The sequence below is a fragment of the Saccharothrix texasensis genome, assembly GCF_003752005.1.
Classification (GTDB): domain Bacteria; phylum Actinomycetota; class Actinomycetes; order Mycobacteriales; family Pseudonocardiaceae; genus Actinosynnema; species Actinosynnema texasense.
On the sequence record NZ_RJKM01000001.1, the window covers coordinates 5,668,508 to 5,688,055 of the forward strand.

The 19,548-nt window shown below is 71.6% G+C and carries 23 protein-coding genes; 11 read left to right on the forward strand and 12 right to left on the reverse strand.

The annotated features are described in order from the left end of the window. Nucleotides 1-34: 34 nt before the first annotated feature. A complete protein-coding gene (locus tag EDD40_RS24815; protein ID WP_123745072.1) occupies nucleotides 35-877 on the forward strand; it encodes an aminodeoxychorismate lyase in 843 nt (280 codons plus the stop codon). A gap of 141 nt (nucleotides 878-1,018) precedes the next feature. Here the strand turns inward: EDD40_RS24815 and EDD40_RS24820 are convergent, their stop codons facing one another. From EDD40_RS24820 to EDD40_RS24870, 12 genes are all read right to left on the reverse strand, one after another. After that, nucleotides 1,019-3,340: a glycosyl hydrolase family 18 protein gene (locus EDD40_RS24820; protein WP_246037802.1), complete on the reverse strand. Its 2,322-nt coding sequence runs from the start codon at nucleotides 3,338-3,340 to the stop codon at nucleotides 1,019-1,021. Further along, nucleotides 3,337-3,579 (reverse strand): hypothetical protein, encoded by a 243-nt coding sequence (locus EDD40_RS24825; RefSeq protein WP_123745073.1) that lies wholly within the window; start codon nucleotides 3,577-3,579, stop codon nucleotides 3,337-3,339. Before EDD40_RS24825 ends, EDD40_RS24820 begins: the two co-directional genes overlap by 4 nt. A 133-nt stretch (nucleotides 3,580-3,712) precedes the next feature. Next, the gene (locus EDD40_RS24830; RefSeq protein ID WP_246038355.1) at nucleotides 3,713-4,555 is read right to left on the reverse strand and encodes a 5-oxoprolinase subunit C family protein; all 843 of its coding nucleotides are present in this window, start codon (nucleotides 4,553-4,555) and stop codon (nucleotides 3,713-3,715) included. A gap of 89 nt (nucleotides 4,556-4,644) precedes the next feature. Further along, a complete protein-coding gene (locus tag EDD40_RS24835; RefSeq protein WP_123745075.1) occupies nucleotides 4,645-5,244 on the reverse strand; it encodes a 5-oxoprolinase subunit B family protein in 600 nt (199 codons plus the stop codon). 79 nt (nucleotides 5,245-5,323) lie between these two features. Next, nucleotides 5,324-5,959 carry a heme-binding beta-barrel domain-containing protein gene (locus EDD40_RS24840; RefSeq protein ID WP_123745076.1) on the reverse strand — a complete coding sequence of 212 codons (636 nt, stop codon included), beginning with the start codon at nucleotides 5,957-5,959 and terminating at the stop codon, nucleotides 5,324-5,326. Between the two features lie 214 nt (nucleotides 5,960-6,173). Beyond that, a complete protein-coding gene (locus tag EDD40_RS24845) occupies nucleotides 6,174-6,476 on the reverse strand; it encodes a DUF1416 domain-containing protein (protein WP_123745077.1) in 303 nt (100 codons plus the stop codon). A gap of 2 nt (nucleotides 6,477-6,478) precedes the next feature. Next, a complete protein-coding gene (locus tag EDD40_RS24850) occupies nucleotides 6,479-7,324 on the reverse strand; it encodes a sulfurtransferase (protein WP_123745078.1) in 846 nt (281 codons plus the stop codon). A gap of 40 nt (nucleotides 7,325-7,364) precedes the next feature. Then, nucleotides 7,365-7,820, reverse strand: a complete 456-nt coding sequence (locus EDD40_RS24855; protein ID WP_123745079.1) for a DUF4395 domain-containing protein — start codon at nucleotides 7,818-7,820, stop codon at nucleotides 7,365-7,367. Between the two features lie 104 nt (nucleotides 7,821-7,924). Then, nucleotides 7,925-8,002 (reverse strand): putative leader peptide, encoded by a 78-nt coding sequence (locus tag EDD40_RS44840; protein ID WP_360462167.1) that lies wholly within the window; start codon nucleotides 8,000-8,002, stop codon nucleotides 7,925-7,927. Between the two features lie 66 nt (nucleotides 8,003-8,068). Beyond that, nucleotides 8,069-8,494, reverse strand: coding sequence for a thioredoxin family protein (locus tag EDD40_RS24860; RefSeq protein WP_123745080.1), 426 nt, complete (start codon nucleotides 8,492-8,494; stop codon nucleotides 8,069-8,071). After that, the gene (locus tag EDD40_RS24865; RefSeq protein ID WP_123745081.1) at nucleotides 8,495-9,298 is read right to left on the reverse strand and encodes an LmeA family phospholipid-binding protein; all 804 of its coding nucleotides are present in this window, start codon (nucleotides 9,296-9,298) and stop codon (nucleotides 8,495-8,497) included. It abuts the gene before it with no gap. After that, nucleotides 9,295-9,996, reverse strand: a complete 702-nt coding sequence (locus EDD40_RS24870) for an alpha/beta hydrolase family protein (protein WP_328809381.1) — start codon at nucleotides 9,994-9,996, stop codon at nucleotides 9,295-9,297. Before EDD40_RS24870 ends, EDD40_RS24865 begins: the two co-directional genes overlap by 4 nt. A 232-nt stretch (nucleotides 9,997-10,228) precedes the next feature. On the opposite strand from EDD40_RS24870, the gene EDD40_RS24875 reads away from it, so the two are divergent. From EDD40_RS24875 to EDD40_RS24925, 10 genes are all read left to right on the forward strand, one after another. Then, entirely contained in the window at nucleotides 10,229-10,984 is a 756-nt protein-coding gene (locus EDD40_RS24875) for a response regulator transcription factor (RefSeq protein ID WP_123745083.1), read from the forward strand. A gap of 79 nt (nucleotides 10,985-11,063) precedes the next feature. After that, nucleotides 11,064-11,942: a mycothiol synthase gene (gene mshD / locus EDD40_RS24880; RefSeq protein WP_123745084.1), complete on the forward strand. Its 879-nt coding sequence runs from the start codon at nucleotides 11,064-11,066 to the stop codon at nucleotides 11,940-11,942. 194 nt (nucleotides 11,943-12,136) lie between these two features. Next, nucleotides 12,137-13,258, forward strand: a complete 1,122-nt coding sequence (gene pstS / locus EDD40_RS24885) for a phosphate ABC transporter substrate-binding protein PstS (RefSeq protein ID WP_123745085.1) — start codon at nucleotides 12,137-12,139, stop codon at nucleotides 13,256-13,258. A gap of 34 nt (nucleotides 13,259-13,292) precedes the next feature. Next, nucleotides 13,293-14,348, forward strand: coding sequence for a phosphate ABC transporter permease subunit PstC (gene pstC, locus EDD40_RS24890; protein ID WP_123745086.1), 1,056 nt, complete (start codon nucleotides 13,293-13,295; stop codon nucleotides 14,346-14,348). Next, nucleotides 14,345-15,259: a phosphate ABC transporter permease PstA gene (gene pstA / locus EDD40_RS24895; RefSeq protein ID WP_123745087.1), complete on the forward strand. Its 915-nt coding sequence runs from the start codon at nucleotides 14,345-14,347 to the stop codon at nucleotides 15,257-15,259. The genes pstC and pstA overlap by 4 nt, the downstream gene beginning before the upstream one ends. Nucleotides 15,260-15,269: 10 nt before the next feature. Beyond that, nucleotides 15,270-16,046: a phosphate ABC transporter ATP-binding protein PstB gene (gene pstB, locus EDD40_RS24900; RefSeq protein WP_123745088.1), complete on the forward strand. Its 777-nt coding sequence runs from the start codon at nucleotides 15,270-15,272 to the stop codon at nucleotides 16,044-16,046. A gap of 166 nt (nucleotides 16,047-16,212) precedes the next feature. After that, nucleotides 16,213-16,614, forward strand: coding sequence for a hypothetical protein (locus EDD40_RS24905; protein WP_123745089.1), 402 nt, complete (start codon nucleotides 16,213-16,215; stop codon nucleotides 16,612-16,614). A gap of 22 nt (nucleotides 16,615-16,636) precedes the next feature. Then, complete coding sequence (locus tag EDD40_RS24910) at nucleotides 16,637-17,167, forward strand: DUF3558 family protein (protein WP_170185189.1); 531 nt, start codon at nucleotides 16,637-16,639, stop codon at nucleotides 17,165-17,167. A gap of 15 nt (nucleotides 17,168-17,182) precedes the next feature. After that, entirely contained in the window at nucleotides 17,183-18,733 is a 1,551-nt protein-coding gene (locus EDD40_RS41895) for a PPE domain-containing protein (protein WP_170185190.1), read from the forward strand. Then, on the forward strand, nucleotides 18,730-19,524 hold the full coding sequence (locus EDD40_RS24925; protein WP_123745091.1) for an ESX secretion-associated protein EspG: 795 nt from the start codon (nucleotides 18,730-18,732) through the stop codon (nucleotides 19,522-19,524). Before EDD40_RS41895 ends, EDD40_RS24925 begins: the two co-directional genes overlap by 4 nt. The last annotated feature ends 24 nt before the right edge of the window (nucleotides 19,525-19,548 follow it).

The window sequence follows — 19,548 nt, forward strand, 5'->3', positions numbered from 1 at the left end:
GAACCCGATGGTAGGCCGTGAGTAGTCTCACCGTATGCGCGTGCTCGCACTACTGGACGGAACGCTGGCCGACCCCGACGCCCCGCTGATCCGGGTCGACGACTTCGGGCTGATGCGCGGCGACGGTGTCTTCGAGACCATCCTCGTCGTCGGCGGCACACCGCGGGAACTGGCTCCGCACCTGGACCGGCTGGCCCGCTCGGCGGCGATGCTGGACCTGCCCGAGCCGGACCGCGCGGCGTTCGAACGCGCCGTCGACCTCGTGCTGACCAACTGGACGGGCGGCGCGGAGGTCGCGCTCAAGCTCGTCTACACGCGGGGTGTCGAGGGCGGCGACGGCACGCCGACCGGCTTCGCGCTCGGCATGGACATCTCGCCGAAGGTGATGGCGCAGCGGGCCGAGGGCATCGCCGCGGTCACCCTCGACCGGGGCATCGAGCCGGGCCTGATGGACCGCGCCCCGTGGCTGCTGCTGGGCGCCAAGTCGCTGTCGTACGCGGTGAACATGGCGGCGATCCGCGAGGCGGAACGGCGTGGCGCGGCCGAGGTCGTGTTCACCACGTCGTCCGGCTCGGTGCTGGAAGGGCCGACGTCCACGCTGGTCATGGCCCGCGGCCGGACCCTGACCACGCCGCCCGCCGAGCTGGGCATCCTGCCCGGCACCACGCAGGCCGCGCTGTTCCGGGCCGCCGAGCGCGAGGGCTGGGCGGTCGAGGTGCGGCCGGTCGACGTGGCGGAGCTGTACGCGGCCGACGGCGTGTTCCTGGTGTCGAGCGTCCGCAAGATCACCCGCGTGCACACGCTGGACGGCAAGGCGCTGCCGGACGCCGCCGACCTGCACGCCCGGCTGGCCGACCTGTACGAGTCGGAGTACTGAGTCCGATGGCCGCTGCTCCGCAGGCGGCGGCGAGGTCGCCCGGGAGTCGGTCGTTCGCGACTCATTTCCCGGCGATCGAAGAGCGTGATCGCCGGGAAATGAGGGAGCGAACGACCGACGCGACCTCGCGGAGTGGCGGCCCTACCTCAGGCCGGCGTCCACGGCGTTGATCAGGGTGCCGGAGGCGGTGTCGCCGGACATCTCCCAGATCATCGCGCCGAGCAGGCCGCGCTGCTTGAGCCACGCGGTCTTCTTCTGGATCGCCCACACGTCGTCGAAGGTCCACCACTGCCCGCCGTTGCCGGTGAAGCAGGACGTGGCCACGGCGGCCTCGTCGTGGTGGACCGCGCAGCCCGGCACGCTCGCGAGCAGGTTCGAGTACCCGCGCGTGCCCGCCTCCTCGGCGAACTGACCGGGCGCCGCCCCGGTCGCCGACTGCCACTCGCCGTTCTTCGCGCCGGCCTGGACGCCCTGCCAGCCGCGGCCGTAGAACGCCAGCCCGATGGTGATCTTGCGCGGGTGCACGCCGACCGAGGTGTAGGCGTTCACCGCGTTCTCCACGCTGAAGTGGAACGGGTACGGGTCGTCCGCGTCGGCGCGCAGGTTGCCCTGGTGGCCGGTGCGGTTCGGCTCCCACGAGTCGTCGCTGCCCGCGCCGTGGAAGTCGTAGCCCTGCACGTTGAAGACGTCCAGGGACTTCGCCACCTGCGGCAGGTCCCACCCGGCCTCGATCTTCGCCGGGTCGGCCGGGGTGAAGGCGGTCAGGTCGTACCTCCTGCCCGTCCGCGCGCCCAGCTCGTCGAGCTGCCGGCGGAACTCCTCGATCCGCAGCGTGTTGTTCCGCTTGTCGTCCGGGCCGATGTGGTTGCCGGCGTGGCCCTCCGCGCCCGGCCACTCCCAGTCGAGGTCGATGCCGTCGAAGACGCCCGCCGCCGTGCCCGGCCCGCCGGCCGCGTTGTGGACGGGCAGGTTGCCCCTGAGGTAGACGTCCAGGCAGGACCTGACGAACTTCTTGCGCGCCGCGTCGGTGGCGGCGACGTCGGAGAAGTACTTCGAGTAGGTCCACCCGCCCAGCGAGATCAGCACCTTCAGGTGCGGGTGCTTGGCCTTGAGCTTGCGCAGCTGGTTGTAGTTGCCGCGCAGCGGCTCCCAGCCGGTGTCGCCGACGCCGTCCACGGACTGCGCCGCGCCGAACGGCCTGCTGTAGTCGGCTTCCGCGTCACCCGCGCCGTCGCCCTGGTTCGGGTCCTGCGGGTCGGGCGAGGTGCCCTTGGTGACGCCGTGCAGGCAGGTCAGGTTGACCGGGTCGATGTTGCCGAACGCGTAGTTCAGGTGCGTCAGCCTGGCCGCCGTGCCGCTGGTGTCCAGGTTCTTCACGAAGAACTGGCGGCCGTAGATGCCCCACTGCACGAAGTAGCCGACCCGCGCGTACCCGTCGACGAGGTCCGACGTGGTCACGGTGACGGCGTTGCCCGGGCCCGACACGTTGTCGTACAGGTCCCGGGCGCGGACGGTGAACGTGTAGGCGGTGGACGGTGAGAGGCCGTCGACGCGTGCCGTCGTGCCGGTGACGGTCGCCTTCACGGTGCCGCCCTGGTAGACGTCGTAGTTGGCCACGCCCCGGTTGTCGGTGGCCGCGTCCCAGCTCACCGTGATGCTGCCGGCGTCCTTCGCGGTGCCGCGGAGGTTCGTCGGCGCGGTCGGCGGCTGGGTGTCGTCGGCCGGGTTGTTGGTGGTCACCGCCAGGACGTCGGACGCCGCGGACAACGTGCCCTTGGTGTCCTTGGCCTTCACCGTGAAGCTGTAGGCGGTGTTCGGCACGAGGCCGACGACGGTGGCGCTGGTCGAGGTGACCGCGGTGGCGAGGGCGGAGCCGTTGTAGACCTCGTAGCCCGCGATCGGCAGCGAGCCGGGAGCGGAGGCGGTCCACGCCAGGGACACGGTCTTGGTGGTCCTCACCGGCGAGTGCAGGGCGGCCGGCGGGGTGGGCGGCGTGTCGGGCGTGCCGTCGCAGTTGGCGTTGTCGACCCGGCAGGTGACGGGTTCGGCGGCCGAGCTGAGGGTGAACGTCGGGCTGTAGGGCTCGGTGGAGCGGCGTGCGCCCACGCTGCGGTTGTAGTGCACCGGGTTGAGCGTGACGGCGTTGCCGGTCTGGCTGATCGTGGCGTGCTGCGCGCCGCTCGCCGTGACGCCGGCGGGCAGGGTGAAGGTGACGGACCAGTCGGCGAGCACGGCGTCGGTGTTGTTGGCGACCACGAACTTGCCGGTCGAGCCGGTGAGGCTGAACTCGGCCGTGGTCGGTGCGGGAGGTGGCGGCGGTGGGCCGCTGCCGTCGCAGTTCGCGCCGTTGACCGCGCACGCCGTCGGGTCGACGGCCTGGCTGAGGGTGAACGTCGGGCTGTACGGGTCGGTGGTCCGGCCCGCCTGGATCGTGCCGATGTAGAACGCGGGCGTCAGCGTCACCCGCGTGCCGGTCTGGGTGGTGGTGGCGTGCTGCGCGCCGCTGACGGTGACGCCGGCGGGCAGTCGAACTTGATCGACCAGCCGGAGACGGCGGCGGTCGTCGGGTTGGCGACGACGAACGTGCCGGTGGCGCCGGTTCTGCCGAAGGTGGCGGTCAGGCCGGTCGCGGCGGCGGCCGGTGCGGACAGCGCTGCGGTGGCCGGCAGGAAGGCCAGGAGCGCGATGGCTGGTCGGCGCATCAGGGTGTGCCTCTCGAGACAGGGATGGTCGAGAACCACGGCGGCCCACTGTCGTGCCGGTCTTTCCCGGAACTCCTCCGAACGTAGGTCGTGCGGCGGCCGTTGACAATGGGTCTAGACCAATTGCGTCCGTTCAGCCCTGCGGGGCGAAGCGCAGCCGCGTGCCGGGCGGCGCCTGGCCGAGCAGCGGGAGGGCGCGTGCGGCGACCACGCCGATCACCGGGTAACCGCCGGTCGTCGGGTGGTCGGCGAGGAACACGACGGGCTTCCCGTCGGCCGGGACCTGCACCGCGCCGGTGACCAGGCCCTCGCTCGGCAGCTCCTGCCCGACCCGGCACGCGGCCCGGTCCAGCGCGGTGCCGGTCAGGCGGAGCCCGACGCGGTTGCTGCGGTCGGACACCGTCCAGCGGCCGTCCCGCAGCCGGCGCGCCGGGTCGTCGAACCAGTCCTCGCGCGGGCCGAGCAGCACGGGCACGACCAGCTCGTCCGGCACCCGGACGCCGACCAGCACGTCCACGCCCACCGGCACGCCGGTCGGGTCGCCGAGGGGCAGCTCGTCGCCGGGCCGCAGCGGGGCGGGGCCGAGGCCGGAGAGCAGGTCGGTGGAGCGGCTGCCCAGGTCGGCCGGGACCGCGACGCCGCCGGACACCGCGACGTAGCACCGGAGGCCGCCGCTGGGCGCGCCGAGCGCGAGCGTGTCGCCGGGGGCGAGGTGCAGCGGCGAGTCGCGCGGCACGCCGTCGACCAGGACGGGCGTGGCCGGGCCGGTCACGGCGACCGTGCAGGAGGCGTTGGCGCGCAGCGAGAGGCCGCCGAGGAGCACTTCGAGGCCGGCGGCGTCCTCGGGGTTGCCGACCAGGCGGTTGGCGAGCGCGAGCGAGGGTCGGTCCAGGGCGCCGGAGGGCGGGACGCCCAGGTACGCGTGGCCGGGCCGGCCCAGGTCCTGGACCAGGGCCTGCGGGCCGGTGCGCAGCACGGTGAGGGTGCGCGAGCGGCGGGCTCGGGGGTCGTCCCGGGGGTGGGACTCCCGCGGCTCGACGGGAGGGCTCTCGCGGTCGCGGGTGGTCATCGGAGGGCCTCGAAGCGGACGCGGTCGCCGGGGGTGAGCAGGGCCGGGGTGGGGCGGCGCGGGTCGAACAGGGGCGCGTCGGTCCGGCCGATGAGCCGCCAGCCGCCGGGGGTGGCGCGGGGGTAGGCGGCGGTGAACTCGCCCGCCACGCCCACCGAACCCGCCGGGACCTTCGTGCGCGGCGAGTCCAGGCGTGGTTGGCGCAGCGGCTCGGGCAGACCGGTCAGGTAGGCGAAGCCGGGCGCGAAACCGCAGAAGGCCACCCGGTAGTCGGCGCCGGTGTGCAGCGCGACCACCTCGGCCGCGGTCAGGCCCGCCGTCTCGGCGACCAGGTCCAGGTCGGGGCCGTCGTAGTGGACGCCGATGACCACCTCGTCGCCCGCGGCCCCCGCGTGGTGGACGAGGTCGGCGGTGGTCAGGACCTCGCGGACGGCGCGCAGCCCGCCCGGCCGGGTGACGACCAGGACGGTGCGGGCGGCCGGGACCAGCTCGACCACGTCCGGCAGCCCCGCGACGGCGGCGCGCACGGACTCCACCTCGCCGAGCGAACCCACCTCGACGAGCACCGCGTCGTCGCCGCACCGCCGCAACTGCATGGGACCAGATTAGATGAGGATTGTTGAACAATCCACTCCGGCGGCCGGGTTGGTGACGCCGGAGGCGGCGCCACCCGACTCAGCCGACGATGCGCTTCAGGTGGGCCGAGGTGTGCGGCTGGAGCGGTTGGCCGACCATGGCCCGCTCCTCGACGTACGCCAGGTCGCCGTTGTTGACGATGCCGTACAGCCGCTGCGCGCCGGTGACCTCCTTGGCGGTCGCCGTGCGCACCACCGCGTCCGTGGTGATCTCCCACGACGTCTGGTTGCGCGGCTTGCCGTAGTACAGCTCCACGATCCCGGTGTTGTGCGTGATCAGCACCTCGATCGTGTCGTCCGGCTGCGGGCGCCAGAAACCGGTCTCCCGGGCCGCCTGGCGGATCACGCCGCCGTCCTCGTCCAGCAGCCACGCGCGGGCCTCGTAGTACAGGAACGGCCTGCCGTCGTGGGCGAACGTGATCTGCTGCCCGTACCGGAACGGGCCGTCGATCGTCGGGTACACGACCTCGCCCTCGCCGCGCCACACGCCGACCAGCGGCAGCAGCGCCAGGCACGCGTCGTGCAGGGAGGGGCCGGAGCGCAGGTTCGCCGTGTCCGCCGGGATCGGCAGGTCGTCGAACTGCGGCAGGTTGCGCGCCCCGGTCACCGAGGCGCGCGAAGCGGCGGCCTGCACGGCCGCGTCACCACTGCCCGGAACGGGCCCGTTGTCGCTCACCGCTGGTCGGAGAACAGGCGGTACACCACGTACCCGGCGAACCACACGACCAGCAGGGACACGAGGACCAGCAGTCCTGTGAAGAAGTGTTCCACCCGGCCAGTTTAGGCACCCGGCCCCGGACGCCGCCGACCCCGGTGGCGAACGCCACCGGGGTCGGCGAGGGGTAGCGCCGGGGGCAGCCCGTGCGCTCCCCGGGTATCGGGGTGTGGTCTCAGGCCACCGCGACCTCGACCGGGTGCACGCCCGGCCCCTCCGCGCTGACCGACGCCTGCCCGTTGCCCGAGCGGTGCAGCGCGCGGATGGTCCACGTGCCGGGCGCGGCGAAGAACCGGAAGTCGCCCTCGGCCGAGGACACGACCTCGGCGGTGAACTCGCCCGAGGCGTCCAGCAGGCGCACGAACGCGCCGCCGACCGGGGCGCCCTCGGACCTGACCTTGCCGGACAGCACGACCTCGTTCGCGCCGACCTGGATGTCCACGCCCTGCTCGGGCGCGCCGCAACCGTCCAGACTCATGATCAGGCCTCCTTGCCGCTGCCGAGCTCGACCGGCACGCCGACGAGCGAGCCGTACTCGGTCCAGGAACCGTCGTAGTTCTTCACGTCCTCGTGGCCGAGCAGCTCGTGCAGCGCGAACCACGTGTGCGACGAGCGCTCGCCGATGCGGCAGTAGGCGATCGTCTTGCGGGAGCCGTCGAAGCCGGCCTCGCCGTAGATCTCGGCCAGTTCCTCGTTGGACCGGAACGTGCCGTCCTCGTTGGCCGCCTTGCTCCACGGCACGTTGATCGCGCTCGGGATGTGGCCGGCGCGCTGCGCCTGCTCCTGCGGCAGGTGGGCGGGCGCGAGCAGCTTGCCGGAGAACTCGTCGGGCGAGCGCACGTCGACCAGGTTCTTGTTGCCGATGGCGTCGACGACCTCGTCGCGGAACGCGCGGATCGCCAGGTCCTGCTCCTGGGCGGTGTAGCTGGTCGCCGGGCGCTCGACCTGCTCCTTGTCCAGCGGGCGGCCGTCGAGCTCCCACTTCTTGCGGCCGCCGTCGAGCAGCTTCACCGCGTCGTGGCCGTAGAGCTTGAAGTACCAGTAGGCGTAGGCGGCGAACCAGTTGTTGTTGCCGCCGTAGAGGACGACCGTGTCGTCGTTGGAGATGCCCTTGGCCGACAGCAGCTTCTCGAAGCCCGCGCGGTCGACGAAGTCGCGCCGCACCGGGTCCTGGAGCTCGTTCCTCCAGTCGATCTTCACCGCGCCCGGGATGTGGCCGCCGTCGTAGGCGGTGGTGTCCTCGTCCACCTCCACGAACACCACGCCGGGCGCGCTGAGGTTCTCCTCGGACCAAGCGGCCGAGACCAGGACGTCTTCACGGCTCATCGAGCTGCTCCAATTTCTTCGTTGCTTACTGCTACTTCTGTCACTGGGGTCGGGCGAGCGCGGGTGCGTGGCGGCGCAGGAGCAGGAACAGCTCGCAGCCCAGGCACAGGCCGAGCGCGGCGTTGAGCAGCGCGGCGACCAGTGCGGCGGACGTGGCGACGACTCCGAGCGCGGTGAGTCCGGTGGTGTAGCCGATCGTGCCGATGAGCGCGAAGACGAACCCGACGCCCTGCGCGAACCTCAGCGGCGCGGCCTCCTCCCGCTCGGTCGTGGGCTTGATCCTCGGCTGCACGGCGAACCGGTAGACGTGGCCCCACGGGTTGAGCTTGAGCGAGATGAACGCGCACATCGCGAAGAGCACGGTCTGGGCGGCGAGCAGCCGCCACGAGCCGGTCAGCAGGACGACCGCCAGGACGGCGGTGGTGATCCAGGCGCTGAACCGGGGACCGCGCGGGTCGACCGGCGCGTCCTTGGTGGCGGTGGCGGTTAACGGCACGGCGACCTCCTGACGGTGGACAAGACTGGTAGTCCGTCTCAGGCGGTGTTAGGGGCAGGCGCGCACCACCGTCAAGGGTGTGCGGGCCGCCGGGAACCGCCCGGTCAGCGCGCCGCGCGACACAGGCTGCTGCGCACGCGGCACAGGTCCACCGCGAGTCGCTTGGTCAGCAGCGTGGTCATGGGTCCGAGCCTAGCCGCTCGTCCCTGCTGTCGGGAGGGGCGTCCACAGCGTGGGAATGCCCAGGTTCACCCGATCGGGTCAGGCAGGTGTGGGCGCAAAGCCGCAACGAGGCGGTCCGGCTTGGGCACGCCGCCGAACCGGAGGAGTTCCGCGCCCGAGGCGTCCAACGCCAGCGTGGTGGGTGCGCGCAGCACCTTGAGGTCGGCGGCCACGTCGGGCAGGTCGGTCACGTCGAGCTCGACGTGCCGCAGTCCGGCGGTGCGGGCGGCCAGGTCTTCGAGCACCGCGCGGGTCTGCCGGCAGTTCGCGCAGAACGTCGTGGAGAGCTGCACCAGCGTCACCGGCGTGTCCCGGTCGAGCAGGTCGCGCACGGGCGCGGGCAGGTCCCGGCGGGGTTTCGCCGCCCGCACGCGGCCGTCGCGGACGCGCAGGACCGCGGCGACCGCGGCGACGACCGCGACCGCCCCGAGCAACGCCCACGCGCCGGTCACCTAGTTACCGCCCTGGTCGAGGAGGATGTCGTTGATCGAGCCTTCCACGGTGAACGCGCCGCTCTCCACCTTGACCGCGGTCGGCGTCACCGTGAAGGGCAGCGAGCCCGGGTCGATGGTCACGCTCAACGCCTCGCGCACCACGCCGAGCACCGCGTCCAGCCCGTTCAGCGCCAGGTCGTCCAGCTCGACGTCGTTCACCGCGATCACCACCTGGCCGCTGATCAGCGACACCGTGCCGTAGGCGGTGATGCGGATGTCGCGCCCGGCGACGTTGGTCTTGCCCGACAGCTTCACCGCCGCCACCGTCGGGTCCGGCGGCTGCCCGTCGGTCACCTTGGTGCGCTTGTCCGGGTCGATCGCCAGGTCGGTGAACGGCGTGATCTGGTTGACCAGCCGGCTCAGGTCGTTGACCTTGATCTTGACGCTGCCCTTGACCTGGTCGATCCGCGCGTCGCGGGTGTTGCCGGCCAGCAGGTCCGACAGGCCGATGCGGGTGTGCTTGAGGTTCGCCCGGATCTCCAGGTCCCGCAGCTGGTCGCGCACGGGCACGCCGGTGGCGCTGATCTCGATGTCGCGGTAGTCGCCGCCGACCGCCTGCGTGATGAACGGGAAGCCGTTGATCCGGACCGACGGGTCCTCGCTCAGCCCGAACTTCTCCCGCATCTTCTGCGCGACCTGGTACTCGCCGACCGCGGCCAGCGCGAAGTCGGCGGCGACCAGCAGCGCGCCCACGACGAGCGCGGCGATGATCAGCTTGCGCCCGCGGGTGGAACGGCGCCGGTTCGTGTCGGTCGCGGTCATCGCCTGCCCTCTGTCCGGTCCGTGTGGTGCTGCGAGGTGTGTTCGTCCAGCCAGGTCGCGATCCGGTCTACCAGAGCGGGCGTCATCGAGGACTCGGCGTGCCGGACCCCCGGCTCGAGCCACAGCTCGGCGGCGCCGCCCGCGGCCCGGTGCAGCGCGACCGCGTGCGCCGGGCCGAAGTAGTGGTCCTGCTCACCGTGCACGATGAGCAGCGGGGTCGGGGTGATGCGGTGCACCACCTCCAGCGGGCTCTCCGGCGTGGTCCGCCACGGCGGGCCGAGGCGCACGCCGAGCGCGCGGGCGGCGAGCCTGCCGTGCGGCTGTTCGAGCAGCCAGTGCACGCGGCGCATCGCCACCGTGTCGCGCACCCACCAGCGCGAGGGCGCGCTGACCGCCGCCACGGCGTCCGGGCGGTCGTCGTGCAGGCCCGCGTGGCGCAGCGCGATGGACGCGCCCATGGAGAAGCCGACGGTCGCCACCCGCCGGTACCCGAGCTCGCGGGCGAGCGAGACACCGGCCGCCAGGTCGTGGATTTCGTCACCGCCCACGGTGGACCGCCCGCCCGAGCGGCCGTGGCCCCGGAAGTCCAGCGCGACCACCCCGCCGTGCCGCGCCAACCGGTGCAACACGCGTGACACGAACGGCTTGCGGACGTGGTTGGTGAAGCCGTGACCGACCACGAACGCGAGATCCGTCACGGACGGTGTTGATCTCACATGCACACCGTGCAGGCGGACGGCGTCATGTGACATGGATGTAACAGGCGTGACGCTTGTGGAAACAACTGTGACTCTGACCTGCTGACCTGGGTCTTTCGTGGTGTGCACCGGTATCGTCTCCGTCATCCGCAGGCAACGGGGCCCGGTCACCGTACTTCGCCTGTGCTTGGTCGGTGACCACGCACCGGCCGAACGAGAGGGCGCCGCGACGATGAGTATCGATGTGCTGCTGCTGACCACCGACTCCGACCCCGAGGCCGTTCTCCCCGCGCTGTCGCTCCTCCCGCACGAGGTGCGCCCGCTGCGCCCGGAGGTCTCGGCGCTGCTGGAAGCCGGTCCGCACGACATCGTCCTGGTCGACGCCAGGACCGACCTGGTGGCCGCGCGCAGCCTGTGCCGGCTGCTCGACTCCAGCGGCGTCGACGTGCCCGTGGTGGCGGTCGTCACCGAGGGCGGCCTGGTCGCGGTCAACTCCGACTGGAGCGTGGACGAGATCCTGCTCCCCACCTCCGGCCCGGCCGAGGTGGACGCCCGGCTGCGCCTGGTGCGCTCCCGGCGCGGCGCCACCCAGCCCGGCGGCGACGGGTCGATCCAGCTCGGCGAGCTGGTCATCGACGAGGCGACCTACACCGCCCGCCTGCGCGGCCGCCCGCTCGACCTGACCTACAAGGAGTTCGAGCTCCTCAAGTACCTGGCGCAGCACGCGGGCCGCGTGTTCACCCGCGCGCAGCTGCTGCAGGAGGTCTGGGGCTACGACTTCTTCGGCGGCACGCGGACGGTGGACGTGCACGTCCGGCGCCTGCGCGCCAAGCTCGGCCCCGAGCACGAGTCCCTCATCGGCACCGTGCGCAACGTGGGCTACAAGTTCGTCCGCCCGCCGCGCCCGGGCAGCGCCCGGCGCGTGGACCACGCGATCGACGCCCACGAACCGACCATCGACGAAGCCGAGCTGATCTACCGCGCTTGATCGTCGCCGCTTCGCCGCCGCTTCGCGGACGTCGAGGCCGACGCGACCTCGCGGAGCACAACTCCACTAGGTTCGTCACGTGGAATTGACCTGGGTTGAGGAGCTGTCCCCCGAGCAGGCCGACGAAGTCCTCCGCCTGCTCGGGGCAGCCGAAGCCGCCGACGGCGTCGCCCCCGTCGGCGAAGCCGTGATCCTGCGCCTGCGCCCCGAGGCGCGGGGCAGCCGCCACCTGCTGGCCCGCGCCGATGGCGAACTGGTCGGCTACCTGCACCTGGACGTCTTCGGCGACTCCGACGGCAACGAGGTCGCCGAGCTGGCCGTGCACCCCGAGCACCGCCGACGCGGGCACGGCGCCGCGCTCGTCGAGGCCGTGGCCGACCGCGCCAAGCCCGTGCGGATCTGGTCGCACGGCGGCCACCCCGGCGCCGAGGCGCTCGCCGCGAAGCTCGGCTACCGCAAGGTCCGCGAGCTGCTGCGCCTGCGCCGCCCGCTGGACGTCGAGCTGCCCGAGCCCGTGCTGCCGGCCGGCGTGACGCTGCGCTCGTTCGTGCCGGGCCGGGACGAGGCCGCCGTGGTCTACGTCAACCACCGCGCGTTCGCGTGGCACCCCGAGCAGGGCGCGATGAGCATCGAGGACGTGCGGGAGAAGGAAGAGCAGCCGTGGTTCGACCCGGCCGGGTTCCTCCTCGCGGTCGACGACGACGGGCGGCTGCTCGGCTTCCACTGGACCAAGGCGCACACCGCCGAGCTCGGCGAGGTGTACGTGGTCGGCGTCGACCCGGACGCGCAGGGCGGCGGCCTCGGCAAGGCGATCACCCTCGCGGGCCTCGCCCACCTGCGCGCCGCCGGGCTCGCCGAGGTGATGCTGTACGTCGAGTCCGACAACGCAGCGGCACTGGCCGTGTACGACCGGTTGGGATTCACCCGCTGGGACTCGGACGTCCAATACGCCCGGTAGTGACAAACCCATCACGCCACGCAAACGTGCAGGTCACGGGACACCCAAAAGGCGGTGTACTCGGTCACTTCCCGTGTGGTGTTCACCCGTCGTTCACCTTCTCCTGGGCACCTGTCCACCCTCGCTACCTACCGTCCGTGTCGAGCGGCGGAGCTTCGCCGCGAAACCCGCTTCCGTAGCTGGAGGACCTTCAGGTGAAGACCAAGCGACACGGCGCCGTACTCGGCCTGATCGCGGCCGGTGCGCTTCTGCTCACCGCGTGCGGCAGCGACAACAACGCCCCGGGCGCGGGCTCGACGTCGGCGGCCGGCGACTCGTCGGTCCCCGTCGAGTGCGGCGGCAAGTCGAAGCTGAGCGCCGAGGGCTCTTCCGCGCAGCAGAACGCGATCGCCACGTTCATCCAGGCCTACCAGGCGAAGTGCCCCGGCTCCGACCTCGCCTACAACGCCTCCGGCTCCGGCGCGGGCGTCAAGCAGTTCAACGCGGCCCAGGTCGACTTCGGCGGCTCGGACTCGCCGCTGTCGGAGAGCAAGGGCGAGGTCGCCGCGGCGGCCGAGCGCTGCCAGGGCAACCCGGCGTGGAACCTGCCGCTGGTCTTCGGCCCGGTCGCGCTGGGCTACAAGCTCGAAGGCGTCAAGGACCTGGTCCTCGACGGCGAGGTCACCGCCAAGATCTTCAACGGCGGCATCAAGAAGTGGAACGACCCGGCCATCGCGGCGCTGAACTCCGGCGCGTCGCTGCCGGACAAGGACATCAAGGTCGTCTACCGCTCGGACGAGTCGGGCACCACGGACAACTTCCAGAAGTACCTGACCGCCGCCTCCAAGGGCGCGTGGACCCAGGGTGACGGCAAGCAGTTCAAGGGCGGTGTCGGCGAGGCCAAGGAGAAGTCCGCCGGCGTCGCGCAGGCCGCCGGCTCGGTCGACGGCGCCATCACCTACGTCGAGCTGTCGTTCGCGCAGGACAACAAGCTGTCCCTGGCCAGGATCGACACCGGCGCCGGCCCCGTCGAGCTGACCAACGAGACGGTCGGCAAGGCCATCGACGGCGCCAAGATCAAGGGCGCCGGCAACGACCTGGTCCTCGACCTGGACTCGATCTACGGCTCCACCACCGCGGGCGCCTACCCGCTGCTGCTCGCCACCTACGAGATCGTCTGCTCCAAGGGCTACGACGCCGACACCGCGAAGGCGGTCAAGGCGTTCCTCACCGTGGCGGCGACGACTGGCCAGGACGGCCTGGCGGACGCGGGCTACGCTCCGCTGCCGAAGGCCTTCCAGGACAAGCTGCTGACCGCCGTCAAGGCCATCGCCTGACCAGGCCGGCAGACTTCCCGGGAACGCCAACGCGATGAACGACCGCATCGTGGCCCCGCGCCCCGCGGGCACCGGCACGACCGGTGCCCGCGAGGGCGTTCCGGCTGCTCGACCCGACTCGGAGGCTCCGATTCCCCCGACCACGGAAGCCGACCAGAAGACCCACGTCCGGCCGGGTGACCGGATCTTCGCAGGCCTGGCCACGGGGTCGGGCATCTTCATCGTGGTCCTGATCGCGGCGATCGGCGTCTTCCTGCTGCTCCAGGCCATCCCCTCGCTCACCCTGGACAAGGTCAACTTCCTGACCAGCCGCGAGTGGTCCACCGGCGACGTCAACGACATGCGCTACGGCATCCTCGACCTGCTCCTGGTCACCGTGGTGTCGTCCGCGTTCGCGCTGGTCATCGCCATGCCGATCGCCCTGGGCATCGCCCTGTTCCTCACCCAGTACGCGCCGCGCCGGCTCGCCCGGCCGTTCGCCTACGTCATCGACCTGCTGGCCGCCGTGCCGTCGATCATCTTCGGCCTGTGGGGCCTGCTCGTGCTCGGCCCGGTGCTCACCCCGGTCGGGGAGTGGCTGATCTCGACCCTCGGCTGGATCCCGCTGTTCGCCGAGGGCAACGTCAGCATCGAGCTGGGTGGCACCATCTTCACCGCCGGCATCGTGCTGGCGGTGATGATCCTGCCGATCATCACCGCGGTCAGCCGCGAGGTGTTCGACCGCACACCGGTCGTCCACGTCGAAGGCGCCATCGCGCTCGGCGCCACCAAGTGGGAGGTCGTGCGCACCACCGTGCTGCCGTTCGGCAAGGCGGGCTACGTCAGCGCCTCCATGCTCGGCCTCGGCCGCGCCCTCGGCGAGACCATCGCGCTGACGATCATCCTCAGCGGCACGGGCGCGGCGTTCGCGTGGAGCCTGTTCGACGGCGGCGCCACGTTCGCGTCCAAGATCGCGCTGGCCGCGCCCGAGTTCAACGACCCGCGCACGGCGGGCGCCTACATCGCCGCCGGCCTGGTGCTGTTCGTCCTCACCTTCGGCGTCAACGCCGTCGCCCGGTCCATCGTCGCCGGTCACAAGGAGTACGAATGACGACCGACACGGCGGACCTGAACCGCCTCGCCACACCGCCGACGTTCCAGAGCGTCAGCGGCGCGCGCAAGCTCAAGAACGGCATCGCCACCGTCCTGGTGTACGGGGCGTTCCTCGTCGCGATCGTGCCGCTGATCTGGGTGCTGTGGGTGGTGGTCGAACGCGGCTTCCCGGTCGTCCTCGACGGCGACTGGTGGCAGAAGTCGCTGTCCGGCCTGCTGGGCCGCCAGCAGGGCGGCGGCGTCTACCACGCGATCTACGGCACGCTCGTGCAAGGCCTGGTGTGCGGCGCGCTGTCCGTGCCGCTCGGCCTGTTCGTCGGCGTCTACCTGGTGGAGTACGGCGGCCGGTCCAAGCTGTCCAAGGCCACCACGTTCATGGTCGACATCCTCACCGGTGTGCCGTCCATCGTGGCCGCGCTGTTCGTCTACACCCTGTGGATCACCTACTTCGGCTTCGGCCGCAGCGGGTTCGCGGTGTCGCTCGCGCTGGTGCTGCTCATGGTGCCGGTGATCGTGCGGACCACCGAGGAGATGCTGAAGATCGTGCCGGACGAGCTGCGTGAGGCGTCCTACGCGCTCGGCATCCCCAAGTGGAAGACGATCGTGAAGGTCGTCATCCCCACCGCCCTGTCCGGCATCATCACCGGCATCATGCTGGCGCTGGCCCGCGTCATGGGCGAGACCGCGCCGGTGCTCGTGCTGGCCGCGTACGCGCCGTACATCAACTATAACCTGTTCGAAGGGCCGATGGCGTCGCTGCCGCTGCTCATGACGTCGGAGCGGAACAACCCGACGCAGGCCGGTTTCGAGCGGATCTGGGGTGCGGCGATCACCCTGGTCATCATCATCACGCTGTTCAACCTGCTTGCCACCGTGATCTCGCGGTGGCTGGCTCCGAAGACGAAGTGAGCGGGCGGTCATGGCCAAGCGCATCGACGTGAAAGACCTGAACCTGTACTACGGCAAGTTCCACGCCGTGGACGGTGTCTCGCTCGCCGTGCCGCCGAAGAACGTGACGGCGTTCATCGGCCCCTCCGGCTGCGGGAAGTCCACCGTGCTGCGGTCGTTGAACCGCATGCACGAGGTGGCGCCCGGGGCGCGGGTGGAGGGCACCGTGCTGCTCGACGGCGAGGACATCTACGCCTCCGCCGTCGACCCGGTGCAGGTGCGCCGGACCATCGGCATGGTGTTCCAACGCCCCAACCCGTTCCCGACGATGTCCATCCGGGACAACGTGGTCGCGGGCCTGAAGCTCGCGGGCGAGCGGAACAAGAAGAAGCTCGACGAGGTGGCCGAGCGGTCGTTGCGCGGGGCGAACCTGTGGAACGAGGTCAAGGACCGCCTCGACCGGCCCGGCGGCGGCCTGTCCGGCGGTCAGCAGCAGCGGCTGTGCATCGCCCGCGCCATCGCCGTGCAGCCGGACGTGCTGCTGATGGACGAGCCGTGCTCGGCGCTGGACCCCATCTCGACCCTGGCGATCGAGGACCTGATCACGGAGTTGAAGAAGGAGTACACGATCGTCATCGTGACCCACAACATGCAGCAGGCGGCGCGGGTCAGCGACCAGACCGCGTTCTTCAACCTGCTGGGCGTCGGCCAGCCGGGCCGGCTGATCGAGGTGGACGACACGGAGAAGATCTTCTCCAACCCGAGCCAGAAGGCCACGGAGGACTACATCTCCGGCCGCTTCGGCTGATCACCACCCGCCCCCGAGAGCCCTCCCACCGCTGGTGGGAGGGCTCTTGCTCATTAGGGTGACAGCGGAACCGGACAACCACCCGGGCCGTCAAAGCCGAGACACGGCCAACCGTTCACCGGTACCGTGACGGCTGGGATCGAGGCGATCGGGCAGGGGGTGTGTGGTGGCTCTGGAGGGTGCGTGGTCCGCGCAGTCGATGCAGGCCATGACCGCGAGTATGAACGGGCTGAAGCAGGCTGCCCAGTCGGGTTCCTTCGCGATCAGTCAAGAAGGCGCGCAGGCGTACCTCAAGGCCATTGACGACGCCCAGCAGGAGTTGATGAAGGTGGACGCCAAGGTCTACCTCCTCGGCGAACGCACCAAGCTCGGCACCAGCCCGGACGCCCAGCAGATGAGCGCCTACAACCAGGAGAGCGCGAACGGCGGGGCGGGCACGACGGGCATCATCCCGGCGATCAACCAGCTCAAGACCGCGCTCGAGGATGCCAAGACGGCCATGCGGCAGGCGGTCGAGAACTACAGCAGGGTCGACGCCGACAACGCCGCCGACTACAAGCGCTACTGAGGTGAGGGTGGAGTTGACCAGGGTGATCCGACCGGTTCTGGTGCTCGCGGTGGCGGCGCTCGCGCTCGCGGGCTGCTCCACCAAAGAACCGGGCGACGCGACGGCCGGGCCGACCACCGGTGGCGCCACGACCACGAAGGGCTCGTCGCCGACCACTACTTCGGCGTCCGGCGCGTCGATCGCGGACTTCGACCCGTGCGCGGAGTTGGAGGCGCTGGCCGCGCAGTTCAACCTGACCGCCATCGAGGACGAGGGCGCGGACGGGTGCTTCGCCCGGTACTCGCCCACCGTGGGCGTCACCGTCGCGGGCAGTCCCGACCTCTCGATCGACGATGCCGGCAAGGGCCCCAACGCCCAGACCACCGATACGACGGTGAACGGCCGCAAGGCCAAGCTGGTCCGCCGCGCCGCCTCCGACACCGCGTGCGCGGTCGCCATGGAGGTCGGCTCCGACCGGGTCGACGTCGTGGCGTCCGCGAACGCCTCGCTGGACGAGGCTTGTGCCGCAGCCACCGCCGTGGCAGAGGCCATCGAGCCCAAGCTGCCGAAGTAAGCCAAGGAGGACGTCGTGACGCCGCCGAACTCGAACCGAAACAGTGACGCCAACGAGATCGATTACTCCGGCGACCGGCAGGACGAGCTCGACCGCCAGTACCAGCAGAACCTCGAAGCCGCCCGGGAGCGTGGCGGCATCGTCCCGACGATCAGCGTCGTGGTCGACAACATGCAGCAACAGATGGCCCTGAACCAGCAGCTCTCGGCGGAGCAGCAGCGGCTGGCACAGGCCGTCGAGCAGTACCGGCCCCCGATGTCGCCGACCGGCTCGTTCTACATGGGCTACGACCACAAGGCCCTCAAGTCGATGGTCAACGACGACATGGACCCCGCGAGCGCGGACGCGCAGGGTCGGGCCTGGACCGATGTCGGCAACGCGCTCGCCGTTCTCGAAGACGGGCTGACCACGGCCACCGAGCAGAGCAAGGACGCGTGGCAGGGCAAGGCGGCCGAGTCGGCTCGCGGCTACTTCACCAGCGTGACGACCTGGGCCGGCGACGCGTCCCAGGGCGCGCAGCTGACCGGCACGAAGTTGCGCGACCAGCGCGAGGCCGCCGAGTCGGCGAAGCACGCGATGCCCGAGCCGGTCGAGTTCAGCACCGCCGACGCCTACAAGATGTTCTTCGCCGAGCCCAACCCGTTCAAGTGGGCCGAGACGATCGACCAGATCGAGCAGAAGTTCGAGGAGAAGCAGCAGGCCCACGAACGTGCGGCCGAGGTCATGACGACCATGTCCACCAGCTTCCAGGAGTCGGGCTCGACGATGCCCGCCTTCTCGCCGCCCCCGCCGATGGAGGGTTCCGGCGGCAGCGGCGATCCCGGGAAGAACGGCACGGGGGAGATCAACGGTCGGCAGACCATCCCCAGCGGCACCGGGACGGGCACGGGCAGCGGCAGCGGGTTCGGTGACGTCGGGGTGCCCGGCGGTGGCGGCAGCGGCAGTGGCGGCAGTGGGAGCGGCGGCAGCGGTGGTGGCAACACCAACCAGTCCGGCTGGAACGGTCCCACCGGTGGCGGCACGACGATCCCCGGTCCCGGCGGCGGTGGCAACAACACCATCCCCGGCCCCGGCGGCGGTCCTTACCCGCCCGGCGTCTACCCGCCCGGCACCGGGCCCAACGGCCGGCCGACGATCCCGCCCGGCGGGCGCACCGGCCTGCCGAACGGCCCCGGCAGCCGCGGTCCCGGCGGTGGTGGCGGAGGCGGGGGCGGTATGGGCCGCGTCCCCGGCGGCGGCGGTCCCGGCGGCTTGGCGGCGGCCGGTCGCGGCGGCATGGGCGGCCTCGGCGGCTTCGGCCCCGGCGGCAGCGCGGGCACGCTCGGTGAGGCCGGCCGGTCCGGCGCGGGCGGTTTCGGTCCCGGCGGCAGCGGTGGTCTCGGCGGCGCGGGCGCGGCGGGCCGCGGTGGCGCCGGCGGCATGGGCGCGGGCATGGGCGCGGGTGCCGGTGGCGCGCGCGGTCAGGGTGACGAGGACAAGGAGCACAAGGCCGCGTCCTACCTGGTGGAGACCGAGGACGTCTTCGGTGACGGCACCATGGTCGCTCCGCCGGTCATCGGCGGGTGAGCGTGTTCTCGTTCGCCCTGTCCCACGCGGCGGCCGACATGCTCTGGGAGGACCTGAAGCTCGGCAGCCGTCCCTACCCGTTCGAGTTCCCCTACCTCGGGCAGACGGTCGACGAGCGGCGCGGCATCCGCAACGCGGTCTACCGCGACCTGGAGTCGCGCGGCCTGGCCCAGCGCGGCCGGGTCGCGCCCGAGGTGCAGGAAGCGCTCACCCTGCTGGTGCGCTTCGACTACAGCCTCAACGCGGTCGCCTCGCTCGACGCGCGCAACGTGGAGCGCCAGCTGCTGGCGCGCGGCGGCGCGGCCGGTGAGACCGCGGCGCTCGCGGTGATGGACGACCGGCAGATCAAGGTCGACCTGCTGCGGGCGCCCGCGTTGCTGCGCACGGTCGTCGACCTCGTGCCACCGTCCCGGCCGGGCCCCGGCCAGTCGGTCACGGTGCCGATGCCGACGTCCGCGCCACCGCCGCCCAAGCGGGACGACGACTTCGGCAACGCCACGTTCACCCAGACCATGGCGCCGCGTTCGACGGCGTCCGCGCAGGTCCGCGCGCTGGAAGCGGTGTTCGAGCGGCCCCGGCTGCGCGCCGGCCAGTTCGGCGTCACGGTGCGCGGCAGGCACGGGCGGGAGCAGCGCGCGCCGCAGGTCGCGTGGTTCGACAACGACCAGGGCCGCTACATGTCGCAGACGCGGCAGGGGCCGGACGGCCGCAAGTGGCTCAACCACGCCCCTGCCGACAACGCGCGCATCGCCGCCCAGCTCGCGCAGGAGCTGAACGGCCTGCTCGGCTGACGCGACGACCTGCTCGGCTGACGC